A 13,711-nucleotide genomic window follows, 5' to 3' on the forward strand; every position below is an offset into this window, starting at 1 on the left:
GTGGTTCGGCTTGTGGTTGCGAGGCCTTGGGTGGACGCGGCCCACGCGCCTTCGTCCCTTGCGTGGGCGGACATCCCGCGCCCTACTCGTCCAAAACGAGCTCCAGCACGGTGTCCAGCGGGTCGGGAAGCTCCGTCGCCGCACCGAGGTCCGCAAACGCGACGTCGGCGTAGTCGCTGTGGGTCCAGCTGGACGAGAGGGGCACCTCGCTGCCGTCCGCGAGTATCCTCACACTGCGGATGCTCGCCTTGGGCACGCCCAAAAGCGGCACGGGGCCCACGTGGGGCTCGTGCAGGTGCAGGTAGTAGTGGTTGCCCCTGCGCGTCACGCGTCCCTGGTCGAAGCGAGCAAGGTCGACGCCACCTCCTTCGGCGCTGCCGCAGCCATAGACGCTCGCGCCGTTCTCTCCCATCCAGCGTCCCAGCTCGCGCAGACGCTCCATCGACGCGCGGGGAATGCGTCCGCGCGCGTCGGGACCCACGTTGAGTATGAGGTTGCCGCCCTTCGACACACACTCCACGAGCGAGCGCACCAGCGTGCGCGGTGACTTCCAGTTGTTGTCGCGGGCGGTGTAGCCCCAGCTGTCGTTCATGGTCAGGCAGGACTCCCAGGCCAGGGGGCGACCCTCGGCGTCCGTGAGCCGCCAGGGCGGGATGATGCGCTCCGGCGTCACGAAGTCGCCGTGGTAGGGGGTGGGCGCGCATTCGGCAAGGGAGCCCATGCCCTCGCCGCTCACCTCGAGGCGGTTGTTCACGATTACGTCGGGCTGGAGCTCGCGCACCATGCGCATGAGCTCGGTGGCGCCCCAGCGCTCGCCGCGCATGTCGTCGTACGAGAAGTCGAACCACAGCAGGTCGAGCCTGCCGTAGTTGCTGCAGAGCTCCCTCACCTGGGCGTGCATGAAGCGCAGGTAGCGCCCCCAGTCGCGACCCTCGTTGCCGCATTCGGGATGGTTGCGCAGCGGTGCCTGGCGGTCGCCGTGCTGCGGGAAGTCCGGGTGGTGCCAGTCTATGAGCGAGAAGTACAGCCCCACCCTCAGGCCCTCGGCGCGCACGGCCTCGACGAACTCGGCCACGACGTCGCGGCCGAGCGGTGCGTGTACGGAGCTGTAGTCGGTCTGTGCCGTGTCGAAGAGGCAGAAGCCGTCGTGGTGTTTTGCGGTCATGACCACGTAGCGCATGCCCGCCTCGCGCGCGGCGCGGGCCCAGGCGCGCGCGTCGAGCTCGCGAGGGTCAAACTCGTCGAAGTAGGGCCGGTAGGAGGCGCCGTCCATCTCCTCCGTGCTGCGCACCCACTCGCCGCGCGCGGGGATGGCGTAGAGGCCCCAGTGTATGAACATGCCGAAGCGGTCGTGGAGCCACCATGCCATGCGCCTGTCGTAGCGCTCCCTGTCGAACTCGTACAACCGTGCTCCCCTCGTCACGCGCATCATCACGCTTGGCGAAAACCTCTCCCCTCCGGCGGGTTGCCGTTGGGCGAACTGTTGCCAAGCGAAGCCGGTTCCGAGTATGAATCTATATGAGTCATGAGGGGGCAGTGCCGCATGGGTCCGTCGCCCAGAAGGTGAAAGTTCCCGGAGAGCGCGCAGAGGTTCGTCTCCCCTCGGTCATCTTGCACGGCCCTGCCTCGCGACCGCGGACGGGGACAGGTCAGGAGGGGCCCGTCCCGTCGGGGTGGGCCGGGCGCGTCGTCCACAAGGAGGAAGTCGCATGCTTCAGAATCACGAGGTTTCCGCTTCGGAGAAGGGAATGAGCCGTCGTTCGTTCCTGGGCTATGGCGCCATCGGCGCCGGCCTGCTGGGCGCTTCCCTTGCCGGCTGCGGCAAGAAGGGGAGCGATGCCACCACGCCCGTCGAGTCCGGCTCCGATACTGCCGCCGCGGAGGTCGACGCTGACGGCTTCGTCGTCAAGGCCACCAAGACCGACGGCAAGTCCGCGGACAACGACCTCGTGATCGCCATCGAGGGCACCATCCAGAACCTGCACCCCATGAACTGGTCGGACGGCAACTCCGGCAACGTCTGCTACTACATGTACGAGACCATGGTCGCCCACGACGAGGACTACAACTTCGTCCCCATGCTGGCCGAGAGCTGGGACGTCTCGGATGACGCCCTCACCTACACCTTCCACCTGCGCAGCGGCGTCACCTTCAGTGACGGCACCCCCTTCGACTCCTCGGTCGTCGTCACCAACTACAACGAGGCGGTCAAGAAGGAGAACGGCTGGCGTCGTCGCCGTACCTTCGTGCAGACCCTGGACGACGGGAGCGAGAACTACCGCGTGGCCAAGGTCGAGGCGCCCGACGCCAACACCGTGGTCTTCACCCTGTCCGCGCCTTACTCGCCGTTCATGAACAGCATCTCGCAGTTCTACCTCATCAACCCCAGCGCCGCCGTGGACCCCAACTACAACTACCTGGCACAGTCTGCCGGCACCGGTGCCTTCACCCTCAAGGAGTGGGTCAACGGCGACCACACCACCATGGTGCCCAACCCCAGCTATTGGGGAGAGAAGCCCACGGTCGACTCCGTGACCTTCCGCGAGGTGCCCGAGGCGGGCGCGCGCATCGCCATGCTCCAGACCGGCGAGGCCGACTTCGTGTATCCCACCCCGTCCGACCAGATTGCCACCATCAAGGGCGCGGGCGACATCAACCTCAAGGCGCAGAAGTCAACCACCATGCGCTACGTCACGCTCAACACCAACGTGAAGGAGCTCTCTGACGTGCGCGTGCGCCAGGCCATGAACTACGCCTTCGACCAGAAGGCGTACGCCGAGGTCCTCTATTCCGGCTTCGCGGACCCCGCGACCTCCGTCCTGCCCGAGAAGCTCCACTCCTACGAGGCGCAGACGCCCTACGACGTGGACCTCGACAAGGCCAAGTCCCTCCTCAAGGAGGCCGGCTACCCCGATGGCTTCAAGCTCACCCTCTGGGGCGACAACTCCACGCAGGAGACCAAGGGCATGACCTTCGTCATGCAGCAGATGGCCCAGATTGGCATCACCGTGGACGTCCAGCCCATGGAGCCCGCCACCGTGGCCGACAAGACTGCCCTCCCCGCCGACGAGACCGAGCTCCAGATGTGGTACGTCAACTGGTCCCAGAACGACGCCGACGGCTTCCTGCGCTCGCTGCTCTCCAGCGGCATGGTGCCCCCCACGGGCTACAACACCGCCTTCTGGAAGGACGACGAGTTCGACGCCAACCTGGAGAAGGGCAACGCCGCACCGACCCAGGACGAGCAGGACAAGTACTATCGCGAGTGCCAGAAGATTGCCTGGGAGAACTGCCCCTGGCTCTTCCTTGCCACGGACGACTCGCTCTTCTCGTACAAGGAGTACCTCAAGGGCGTCCGCATGATCCCCATGGGCATCGACGCCACCCACGCGACGCTCGAGCGCTAGCGCGGGCGCGGGGCCGGGCGCGTCCCGGCTCACACGTCAGGAAACGGATCGGGCTTGCCGGCCCCCGAAGGCCGGCAAGCCCTTTTGGAGCAAATGAGGAGGCGGAAGATGGGGCGCTACTTCCTGAAGCGCATGCTTTCGATGATCCCCCTGTTCTTCGTCATCTCGATCGTCGTGTTCCTGTTCATCCACCTGATCCCGGGTGACGCGGCACGCATGATCGCCGGCAAGAACGCGACGGGTGGGGACATAGAGCTCATCCGCCAGCAGCTCGGCCTGGACAAGCCCCTGCTCCGGCAGTACCTGGACTACATGGGTGGCCTCTTCACCGGAAACCTGGGGATGTCGTACAAGAACAGCCAGACCGTCTGGTCGCTGCTCGTCCCGCGCTTCCCCATAACCATCTACCTCACCATCTGCTCGATCACCTGGTCGGCGCTCATCGGCATCTTCCTGGGCGTCGTGTCTGCCATCAATCGTGGCAAGGCCCTGGACCTCGTGGGCATGGTCGTGGCCATCTCGGGCCTCTCCATCCCCAGCTTCTGGCTGGGCCTCGAGCTCATGCAGCTCTTCTCCGTCGCCCTGGGGTGGCTTCCCACAGGCGGCGTGGACGACTGGCGCGGCTACATCATGCCGTCGCTGGCAATGGGCGCCGGCATCATGGCCATCTTGGCGCGCGTCACCCGCTCCTCGATGATCGAGAACCTGGGCAAGGACTACATCCGCACCGCCCGCGCCAAGGGCCTGCCCGAGTCCAAGGTCATCATGCGCCATGCCTTCAAGAACTCCTCCATCGACGTGGTCACGGTGGCCGCCCTGCAGATCGGCGCCCTCATCGCGGGCTCCGTGGTCATCGAGACCGTCTTCTCGATCCCGGGGATGGGACGCCTCCTGGTCGACTCGATCAACTACCGCGACTACCAGGTGGTGCAGGCGCTCATCATGTTCTTCTCGCTCGAGTACATGGTCATCAACCTCTTGGCGGACGTGCTGTACGGGGTCATCAACCCCCGCGTCCGCTTCGACTAGGAGGACGTGCGACATGGCAGAAAAGACCAAGCTGAAGGGGGCCCCGGGCGAAGGGGACGCGACCGCCGCGACCGCAGGGGCGGGCGCTTCGGAGTTCGCCCGCGGTGAGGAGCTCCCCCGCGCGCAGAGTCCGGCCAGGCAGTTCCTCAAGAAGTTCCTGCGTCGCAAGACCGCCGTGGCGGGGTTCGTCTTCATCGTGCTCATGTTGGTCATAGCCGTCATCGGCCCCTCCGTGGTGCCCTACGACCCCAACCAGTACGACTACTCGGCCCTGCTCTCGGGCCCCACGGCCGCCCACATTTGGGGCACGGACGAGTTTGGGCGCGACGTGTTCAGCCGCCTCGTCGCGGGCACCCAGCTCTCGCTGGGGACGGCCCTCACGGCGTCGGTGATCGGCACTGCCGCAGGCGTGGTCTTCGGCCTCATCGCGGGCTTCTGCGGTGGGCTCGTGGACGCGTTCATCATGCGCGTCTGCGACGTGATGTTCGCCTTTCCCGGCATCCTGCTGGCCATCGCTGTCGTCGCGATCATCGGTCCCGGCCTCACCAACGTGATGATTGGCGTGGCCGTGTTCACCGTGCCGTCGTTCGCACGCATCATCCGCGGCGCCGTGCTCGAGGTCAGGAGCGAGCTCTACGTCGAGGCGGCGCGCTCGGTGGGCTGCTCGTCCAGACGGATCATGTTCGTCCACATCCTGCCCGGCACCATGCAGGCGCTCATCGTCAACTTCACAATGAACGTGGGCGGCGCGATCCTCTCGGCCTCGAGTCTGTCGTTCCTTGGCTTCGGCGCCAGCGTGACCCAGCCCGAGTGGGGCGCCATGCTCTCGCAGAGCCGCAACTACCTGGCCACGGCACCTCACCTGGTGCTGTTCCCAGGTCTCCTGATCTTCCTCACCGTGCTCGCGTTCAACCTCTTCGGCGATGGCCTGCGCGACACCCTCGATCCCAAGCTCAAATAGGAGGCGCAGATGCAAGACGCCCTGCTTGAGGTCAGGGACCTCAAGGTCGAGTTCAAGCGCGACCGAAAGTCATGGATCACCGCCGTGAGCGGCGTGTCGTTCTCCATCCACGCCGGAGAGATCGTGGGCCTGGTGGGGGAGTCCGGCTGCGGCAAGTCGGTCACCTCGCTGGCCGTGATGCGCCTCCTGAGCAAGGACACCAGCCGCACCTCGGGTTCGGTGGTCATGGACGGCCGCAGCATCCTCGAGCTGAGCGACCGGGAGATGCGAGACGCACGCGGCAACGACTTCTCGATGATCTTCCAGGAGCCCATGAGCTCGCTCAACCCCATCATGCGCATAGGCGAGCAGCTCGCTGAGGCCCTGCGGCTGCACAACGACCTGAGCCGCGAGGAGATCCACGCGCGCTCGGTCGAGGCGTTGCGGTTGGTGGGCATCCCCGAGCCCGAAGTGACGCTACGCAACTATCCGCACGAGCTCTCGGGCGGCATGTGCCAGCGCGTCATGATAGCCATGGCCATGTCCTGCGAGCCCAAGCTGCTCATCGCCGACGAGCCCACCACGGCGCTCGACGTGACCATCCAGGCCCAGATTCTGGCGCTGATGGAGCGCATCCGCGCCGAGCGTAACACCGGCATCCTCTTGATCACCCACGACCTGGGTGTCGTGGCCGAGACCTGCAGCCGCGTCATCGTGATGTACGCCGGCGGCATCGTGGAGGAGGCACCGGTCGAGGAGCTCTTCGAGCGTCCGCGCCACCCCTACACCAAGGGGCTCATCGCTTCCGTGCCCCGGCTTGGCCGACGCGTGCACCGCCTGCCGTCCATTCCCGGCAGCGTTCCCGACCTCGCGGCCATGCCCGCGGGCTGTCGCTTCGCCCCGCGCTGCCCCATGGCGCGCCCGGCCTGCGAGGCCAAGGTGCCCGCGCTCGTGCAGGTGGGGGAGGGCCATCGCTGCGCCTGCCCATACGCCGCGGCCGGTGCCAGCGTGGAGTACGCGGCCGGGATCGGCGGTCTGGCTGACGGCGCCGGCGCGGCCGATGCCACTGTCGCTGCGTCGGTGGTCGCCGGTGATGTGTCGGCACAAGACGCGAAGGGGGTTCCCACGCATGAGTGAGCCGCTGCTTTCCGTGCAGGACGTCTCGAAGCGCTTCCCGGTGGGCAAGAGCCTCCTCGGCCGCCCAACCGGCTACGTCCATGCCGTGAACGACGTCTCGTTCGACGTCATGCCGGGCGAGACCTTCTCGCTCGTGGGCGAGTCCGGTTGCGGCAAGTCCACCACGAGCCGCCTGATAGACCACCTGATCACGCCCGACGAGGGGCGGATATTCTTCGACGGCGACGAGGTAACGGCGCTGAGCGAGCGCCAGATGCGCCCCCTGCGCGCCAAGATGCAGATGGTCTTCCAGGACCCCTACGGCTCGCTCAACCCCCGCATGAAGGTGCAGGACATCATCGGCGAGCCACTCTTGGTGCACACCAGGATGTCCGCAGGCGAGCGGCTCAAGAGGGTGCACGAGCTCCTTGGCACGGTGGGCCTCTCGCCCGCCCATGGCGAGCGCTACCCGCATGAGTTCAGCGGCGGCCAGCGCCAGCGCATCGGCATCGCCCGCGCCCTCTCGGTGCAGCCCAAGCTGATCATCGCCGACGAGCCCGTCTCGGCGCTCGACGTGTCCATCCAGGCCCAGGTGCTCAACCTCCTGCGCGACCTGCAGGAGCGCTACGAGCTCACCTACCTCTTCATCTCGCATGACCTGTCGGTGGTCGAGATGATCTCGGACCGCATCGCCGTCATGTACCTGGGGACCATCATGGAGATGGCGCCCAACGAGGAGCTGTACGCGAGGCCGTGCCACCCCTACACGCAGGCGCTGCTCTCGGCCGTGCCGGTGCCCGACCCCAAGTCCAAGCGCCGCCACGTGCTCATCGAGGGAGACCTGCCCAGCCCCATGAACCCGCCAACGGGCTGCCCCTTCCACACCCGCTGCCCGCACTGCACGGAGCGCTGCGTCAAGGAGTTCCCCAAGATGCGCGAGGTCTCGCCGGGCCACAAGCTGCGCTGCCATTACGACGGGCTCCAGCTTCCGGCGTAGGGTACGGGGCCATGCCGAGCTGCCGTGGAGGGCACTTAGCCCTTCTCGGGGATGTCGTGTTTATTTGACAAATGTGCTTGCTGTCGTACAATCGAGTCAAATATATACGACATTTTCCCACCTGAGGTAGGGAGGCTCGCATGCTCGCCCTGGGAATGATCCTTCTTGTGGTTTCGATGGTCGCGGTCATGCTGTGCGTCGCCAACGAGAAGGGCGATAGGAGCTATGACGAGCGCCAGACCGCGGTTATGGGGAAGGCATACAAGGTCGGCTTCATCCTCAACTCCGTGCTCCTCCTCCTTGCGGCGTTCGTGGCCGAGTCCTGGAAGGACGCCCCCTTCGATTCCGGCTTCCTCATGGTGCTGGTACTGTGCGTGGACCTCTGTGCGTTTGCCACCTATGCGATCTGGCACGACGCCTACTTTGGGATGCGCAGGAACTACCTGCCGGGGGTCGTGCTCCTGCTCGTTCTGGGCGTCATCGCCCTGGCGCTCGGGCTACCGGGCCTCATGTCCAAGCTCGCCGCCGGAGCCAGGCTCGATTTTGGCGACGGCACGCTGCTGATCAACGTGTGCTGGGTGCTCGAGTCCCTGGTCGCGTTGGCGCGCGTCTGGCGCCTGCGGGAAGAGGGGCGCCGGGAGGCCAGGGAGGCATGAACAACCTCCCCATGAAGCGGGCGCGCGCCGAGGCGGGGCTGTCGCAGCAGGAGCTTGCCGATGCCGTGGGAGTGTCGCGTCAGACCATCAACGCGGTGGAGAGGGGAGACTACAACCCCACCATCAGGCTCTGCGTCGCAATATGCAAGAGGCTGGGCCGGAGCCTGGACGAGCTGTTCTGGCCAGAGTGACGGGACCTGGGTGAAGGGACCCCGAGCGACGGCCTCGCCCCCGGTTGCATGGCGGCGTTCGCATGCCCCTCACGGCAAATTAGTGTACATGGACTCGTCGGAGAGCTTCAAAAACCACCCATATCGAGCTTATCCTGGCAAAATGCTGAGTTTGTGTACACTAATCCGGTGCGCCAGACGTGCCGGGCGCATCTGGTGCGCCAGACGTGCCGGGCGCACGCAATCGTCTGGGGGAGAGGCGCATGGACATCACGATTCGCAGCGCGGTACCAGACGACGCGGAGGCCCTTCTCGCCATCTATGCCCCCTACGTCAGCGACACGGCCATCACCTTCGAGCTCGAGCCACCCAGCCTGGACGAGTTCCGCCGACGCATCGAGGCCATCGGCGCGCGCTATCCCTATCTGGTGGCCGAGGCCGGCGGCGAGCCCGTGGGGTATGCCTACGTGGGCGAGTTCCACGCGCGCGAGGCCTACGCCTGCAGCGTCGAGACGGCCATCTACCTGAGGCGCGACCAGCGTGGCAAAGGCGTGGGCCGCAGGCTCTACCAGGACCTCGAGGTCGCCTGCGCCGCGCGCGGCATCACCAACCTCTACGCCTGCATCGCCTACGTGGAACCCGAGGACGAATACCTCACCCAGGCGAGCGTGCGCTTCCACGAGCGCATGGGGTACCGTCTTGTGGGGCGCTTCAACAAGTGCGCACGCAAGTTCGACCGTTGGTATGACATGGTCTACATGGAGAAGTTCGTCGCCGCGCACGAGGGGTAGCCTTCGCGCTCGGCGCGGCAGGAGCGGGGGCTGACGGCGCGCTAATCCCGCAAGGCCTCCGCCACGCGCCTGCGTAGCGCCGGGACGACGTCCTCCTCGAACCATGGGTTCCTGCCCATCCACAGCTGGTTGCGCGGCGACGGGTGCACCAGCGGGAACCGCCCCGGCGCATAGCGGCGGAAGTCCCGTACCACGTCGCCCAGCCGGGCGGACGAGGGGAGTCCCAGGTACCTGCGCATCGCGTAGCCTCCCACCAGCAGCATGAGCTCCGCGCGTGGCATGAACTCGAGCAGGCGAGGGTGCCACTTCTGGGCGAAGCCGGCGCGAGGCGGCAGGTCTCCCGAGCGCCCCGTCCCCGGGAAGTAGAAGTCCATGTTCATGATGGCGATCTTGCCGGAGTCGTAGAAGGTCTCGTCGTCGACGCCCATCCAGGAGCGCAGGCGCTGCCCGCTGCGGTCGTTCCATGGCATGCCGCTGTCCTGCGCGCGCACGCCGGGCGCCTGCCCCACGATCACGATGCGCGCGTCGGCCCCGACGACGAAGAGCGGGTCGATCCCACGTCTCGTGTAGTCCGCGTTCTGGGGGTCGTCGCGGATCTCCTGACGGATGAGCTCGACCTTGCGGGCCGTGTCCGCAGCGTCCCTCTCGCCTTCGCGAGCGTGGACCATCGCTCCACCTCCCTCGTCCGAGCGGGTCGAAAAACGCGTCAGGACTCCTTTTACCCGCCGAGGCGCCCGCGAAGCGCTACGGTGGGAGCGCGCGACGCGCATGCTCAAGGGGAGGGGTCGTGTCATGGGTTGGGTTGCTGCGGCGGTGCTTTCGGCGTTCTTTGCGGGCGTGGTGTCCGTCCTGGCGAAGCTCGGCATCCAGCGGACGGACTCCGACGTTGCGACGGCCATTCGCACCACGGTCGTGCTGGCCTTCGCCTGGTTGGTGGTGGCCGTCGTGGGCTCGGCTCCGACGATGTCCGCGCTCACCCTGCGCTCATGGGTCTTCCTGGGGCTCTCGGGCCTGGCGACGGGCGCGTCATGGATCTGCTACTTCCGAGCGCTCTCGCTGGGTGACGTCAACCGAGTGGTGCCCATCGACAAGAGCAGTGCCGTGCTCGCGACGCTTCTGGCCATCGCCCTTCTGGGAGAGACCGCCCACCTCGCGGCGAAGCTCGTCTGCACGGCGGTCATCCTCCTGGGCACGCTGCTCATGATCGAGCGCCGCGAGGACGCGGCGGACGGCGGGCGAGAGGGGCGCCGCGGCGAGCAGCCGGGCGGCGGGCGAGAGGGGCGCCATGGCCTGGGGTGGCTCCCCTACGCCATCCTGGCGGCCGTCTTCGCCGCGCTGACCTCCATCCTGGGCCGCGTCGGGATCGAGGGCGTGGAGTCGAGCCTCGGCACCGCGCTGCGCACCTGCGTGGTGCTGCCGATGTCCTGGGCCATCGTGCTCCTCCGCGGCAAGCTGGGCGAGCTTCGGTCGGTCGACCGCCGCGAGCTCGGCTTCCTTCTGCTCTCGGGAGTAGCCACCGGGGCCTCGTGGCTCTGCTACTACCGTGCGATCCAAACCGGCGTGGTGAGCGTGGTGGTGCAGATCGACAAGCTGTCCATCCTGGTCTCCGTCGCCTTCGCGTGGCTGGTGCTGAGAGAGCCGCTCACGCGCCGCGCGGCGCTGGGCCTGGCGCTCATGGTCGCCGGCACCGTAGCCATGACGCTGCTGGCGTAGCCGAGACCCGCGCCACACGGAAGCCACTCTCGCCTGGTCTGCGGCTGTCTGACTTGCGGCCGCCTGCCGCACGGTCGCCTGCCGTACGGCCGCCTGCCGCCGGAATCGCAGTAGCCCGTCGCCACGGCGCCCAATCTTGCAGACGTGGACGCTTTTCTCGCCTTTCGGAGGCAATTCTGTCCACAACTACACGAAGCGCGGTTGCTCTCGGCTGCGCCACAGGGGCGCCACGCTCGCTTGACTCCACGTGGCCGGGTCCCTGCTGTCCGATCTTGCAGACGTGGACACTTTTCACGCCGACAGGGGGTGGTTTTGTCCACGACCACAAGATTGGGCCCGCAGCAGCCGCCGGAGAGGTGCGTCACCGGAGAGGCGTCCGAGGCCAGGCGGCCGGCAGAGAGAGCTGCGGGGCCGGCCGAATCGGCGGAGAGGCGCGCCCGGGCCGAACTGCCGGAGAGGCGTACGGAGCCAACCGTTGGAGGGCGGTGCAAGACCATGCGCCGACGGCGGCGGAGACGTGCGCCCGCCGCGTCCGCATGGAGCTTCTCTCGTCCGATAAGTAAGCTAACGTGAATTCGACCGCCACCAATTACGGGCGGTCAGGGTCACCAAAGGGGGAAGCATGAATCTATCGAAGGCGACGGCGGGCTCGCAGGTTCGCGTCACGAGGCTGGGCGGCGACATGCGGCAGCTGAGCAGGCTCGCGTCGGTGGGCGTCATACCGGGGAGCGTCCTGCAGGTTCGCAGGAACGACCGGCGCAGGCCCCTCCTGGTCTTCTCCCGCGACACCCTCCTTGCCCTGGGGCGTCGCGGCTGCGATGACATCCAGGTCGAGGAGGTGTCCGCATGAGCGCCCGCAGGATACGCCTGGCACTGCTCGGCCAGCCCAACTCGGGCAAGTCGACCCTCTTCAATCGCCTGACGGGGTCTCACCAGCACGTGGGCAACTGGCCAGGCAAGACGGTAGAGAAGAAGCTTGGTAGCTTCGAGCGCAAGGGCCGCAGCTATGAGGTCTGCGACCTTCCTGGCAGCTATAGCCTTTCGGCCCAGTCGGACGAGGAGCGCGTGACCCAGGACTACATAGAGTCCGCCGCGGCGGACGTCATCGTCGTCATGGCCGACGCGTCGCAGCTCTCGCGCAGCCTCTACATGCTGGCGGACGTCGTAGGCACGACCCTGCCCTGCGTGCTTGCGCTCAACATGATGGACGTGGCCCGCGCCCAGGGGAAGCAGGTCGACGCGTCGCTGCTCCAGGGCAGGCTCGGCATCCCCGTCGTCCCCCTTGTGGCCAACGGCGGGGAAGGCCATGACGACCTCATTAACGCCATCGACCGCGCGGACAGGGACCGCCTGGTTCTTGACCCCGACGCCATGGAGGACCTCTACAGGCGGCATTCTCCCGAGTGGGTACGCGCGTTTCGGGACGTGACGGCGAGCGGGGGAGAGGACCGTGCGTCTGGCTCGCGTGAGTCCCTGGGCTTCGGCCCCGTGTGGCTCGCCGCCCGCGCCGCCTCTGCGAGCGAGTCTGGTGCCGTGTCGTGCGCCACGGCGCGCTTCGCCTGGGTCGACGCGATGCTGGAGGGCGTGCAGTCCTCGGACGGCGCTTCCGTCAGACGACTCCCGCGCCTCGATGCGGCGCTCCTCTCGCGTCGTTGGGGAAAGCTCGCCTCTACGGGCATCATCCTCCTGGGCCTCGTGGGTGCCATGCTGGTCTCCTCGCCCATCATGCTGGCGGGAATGGCTGTCGTCAGCTCGTTGGAGCTCCCGGCCTACGTCGGGCTCACCTCCGCCGGCGCCAGCGAGTTCATAGCCGCCTACGTGTCCCAGGGGCTCATCACCGCCGTCGGCTACTCCATCGCCATGGCGGGTTTCTGCTTCGGGGCGACCTTCGCCTTCGGCCTCCTGGAGGAGGCGGGCGTCGTTGCCCGGGTGAGCTACGCCTTCGACGACTGGATGGGAGCCCTCGGGCTGCAGGGCAAGGTCATCATGCCCTTCATGATGAGCCTGGGCTGCACCATGGCGGGGGTCACGGGCACCCGCGTGGTCGACTCCTGGGGCCAACGCCTCTTGGCGACCATGCTCACCTGGGCCGTTCCCTGCGGCGCGACCTTCTCCATCATCCCCACCATCGCCATGGTCTTCTTCGGGCCGGGAGGCATGGCCCTCGTCATGGTGGGCATCTTCGTCGTCATGATGCTGGTGATGCTGGTCATATCGAAGGCCTACGGACATCGCCTCAACCCCGAGGGCGAGCGCTCCGGCCTGGTCATGGAGCTGCCTCCGTATCACCGCCCCAAGATCGGCGCCCTGCTGGTCTCGTCGCTCAGGCACGGCGTCGGGGTGTTCAGGCGCGCGCTCACGATCGTGTTCCTCTCGTCCACCCTGTTCTGGGTCCTGTCGTGGTCGCCCACGGGAGACGTGTCGGGCTCGGCGCTCTATGCCATGGGCCACGCCATAGAGCCCGTGACCCGCGTGTTCGGGATGGGATGGAAGACCTTCGTCTCGTTCCTGGCATCGATGTTCGCCAAGGAGGCTTCGCTGGGCGTCCTCTCGGCGCTGTGTCAGGCCGATTCTGCGGGCAGCCTGTATGCCGCCGCGTCGGCGGCCAATGCGTCGGGCGCCGTCAGCGCGTCGGGCCTCGCGGCGGGAATCCAGCCGGCGGAGGCGCTCGCCTACATGTTCGCGGTGACCTTCAACGTCCCGTGCGCCATGGCGCTCTCCACCACGTACTCCGAGACCCACTCCGCGAAGTGGACCGCGATCATCGGGGCGACCTACTTCGCGCTGGCGCTCGCCATCGCGTTCGTGGTGTATCACGTGGCGGTGCTGTTCGTGTGACGTTGCCACGCTGGGGCCTCGCGACGGGGCCCGGCGCTTCGCGATTGGCGCCAT

Annotated in this window: 13 protein-coding genes; 11 read left to right on the top strand and 2 right to left on the bottom strand. The window is 67.0% G+C overall.

Annotation, left to right across the window (positions count from 1 at the left end):
* Positions 1–82: 82 nt before the first annotated feature.
* Entirely contained in the window at positions 83–1,405 is a 1,323-nt protein-coding gene (locus HMPREF1868_RS08255; RefSeq protein WP_082719596.1) for an alpha-L-fucosidase, read from the bottom strand.
* A 304-nt stretch (positions 1,406–1,709) separates the two neighbouring features.
* On the opposite strand from HMPREF1868_RS08255, the gene HMPREF1868_RS08260 reads away from it, so the two are divergent.
* The 8 genes from HMPREF1868_RS08260 to HMPREF1868_RS08295 all read left to right on the top strand — a co-directional run bounded on the left by HMPREF1868_RS08260 (position 1,710) and on the right by HMPREF1868_RS08295 (position 9,106).
* A complete protein-coding gene (locus tag HMPREF1868_RS08260; protein ID WP_009278425.1) occupies positions 1,710–3,407 on the top strand; it encodes an ABC transporter substrate-binding protein in 1,698 nt (565 codons plus the stop codon).
* A 108-nt stretch (positions 3,408–3,515) separates the two neighbouring features.
* A complete protein-coding gene (locus HMPREF1868_RS08265; RefSeq protein ID WP_009278426.1) occupies positions 3,516–4,436 on the top strand; it encodes an ABC transporter permease in 921 nt (306 codons plus the stop codon).
* A gap of 13 nt (positions 4,437–4,449) precedes the next feature.
* Positions 4,450–5,397, top strand: a complete 948-nt coding sequence (locus HMPREF1868_RS08270; RefSeq protein ID WP_156439447.1) for an ABC transporter permease — start codon at positions 4,450–4,452, stop codon at positions 5,395–5,397.
* Positions 5,398–5,406: 9 nt separating this feature from the next.
* Entirely contained in the window at positions 5,407–6,513 is a 1,107-nt protein-coding gene (locus HMPREF1868_RS08275; RefSeq protein ID WP_062531632.1) for an ABC transporter ATP-binding protein, read from the top strand.
* Positions 6,506–7,489 (top strand): ABC transporter ATP-binding protein, encoded by a 984-nt coding sequence (locus tag HMPREF1868_RS08280; RefSeq protein WP_062531633.1) that lies wholly within the window; start codon positions 6,506–6,508, stop codon positions 7,487–7,489. The genes HMPREF1868_RS08275 and HMPREF1868_RS08280 overlap by 8 nt, the downstream gene beginning before the upstream one ends.
* Before the next feature lie 140 nt (positions 7,490–7,629).
* A complete protein-coding gene (locus HMPREF1868_RS08285) occupies positions 7,630–8,145 on the top strand; it encodes a hypothetical protein (RefSeq protein ID WP_062531634.1) in 516 nt (171 codons plus the stop codon).
* Positions 8,142–8,336 carry a helix-turn-helix transcriptional regulator gene (locus HMPREF1868_RS08290; RefSeq protein WP_062531635.1) on the top strand — a complete coding sequence of 65 codons (195 nt, stop codon included), beginning with the start codon at positions 8,142–8,144 and terminating at the stop codon, positions 8,334–8,336. The genes HMPREF1868_RS08285 and HMPREF1868_RS08290 overlap by 4 nt, the downstream gene beginning before the upstream one ends.
* A 242-nt stretch (positions 8,337–8,578) precedes the next feature.
* Positions 8,579–9,106, top strand: coding sequence for a GNAT family N-acetyltransferase (locus HMPREF1868_RS08295; RefSeq protein ID WP_062531636.1), 528 nt, complete (start codon positions 8,579–8,581; stop codon positions 9,104–9,106).
* 41 nt (positions 9,107–9,147) lie between these two features.
* Here HMPREF1868_RS08295 and HMPREF1868_RS08300 read toward each other — a convergent pair whose 3' ends face one another.
* On the bottom strand, positions 9,148–9,774 hold the full coding sequence (locus tag HMPREF1868_RS08300; protein WP_009278433.1) for a uracil-DNA glycosylase family protein: 627 nt from the start codon (positions 9,772–9,774) through the stop codon (positions 9,148–9,150).
* A 100-nt stretch (positions 9,775–9,874) separates the two neighbouring features.
* Here HMPREF1868_RS08300 and HMPREF1868_RS08305 point away from each other — a divergent pair, with 100 nt between their 5' ends.
* The 3 genes from HMPREF1868_RS08305 to feoB all read left to right on the top strand — a co-directional run bounded on the left by HMPREF1868_RS08305 (position 9,875) and on the right by feoB (position 13,657).
* Entirely contained in the window at positions 9,875–10,819 is a 945-nt protein-coding gene (locus HMPREF1868_RS08305) for an EamA family transporter (protein WP_231782281.1), read from the top strand.
* 622 nt (positions 10,820–11,441) lie between these two features.
* Positions 11,442–11,669 (top strand): FeoA family protein, encoded by a 228-nt coding sequence (locus HMPREF1868_RS08310; RefSeq protein ID WP_062531638.1) that lies wholly within the window; start codon positions 11,442–11,444, stop codon positions 11,667–11,669.
* On the top strand, positions 11,666–13,657 hold the full coding sequence (gene feoB, locus HMPREF1868_RS08315; protein WP_062531639.1) for a ferrous iron transport protein B: 1,992 nt from the start codon (positions 11,666–11,668) through the stop codon (positions 13,655–13,657). The genes HMPREF1868_RS08310 and feoB overlap by 4 nt, the downstream gene beginning before the upstream one ends.
* The last annotated feature ends 54 nt before the right edge of the window (positions 13,658–13,711 follow it).

Origin of the sequence: Olsenella sp. DNF00959 (assembly GCF_001553055.1) — a bacterium.
Classification (GTDB): domain Bacteria; phylum Actinomycetota; class Coriobacteriia; order Coriobacteriales; family Atopobiaceae; genus Olsenella_I; species Olsenella_I phocaeensis.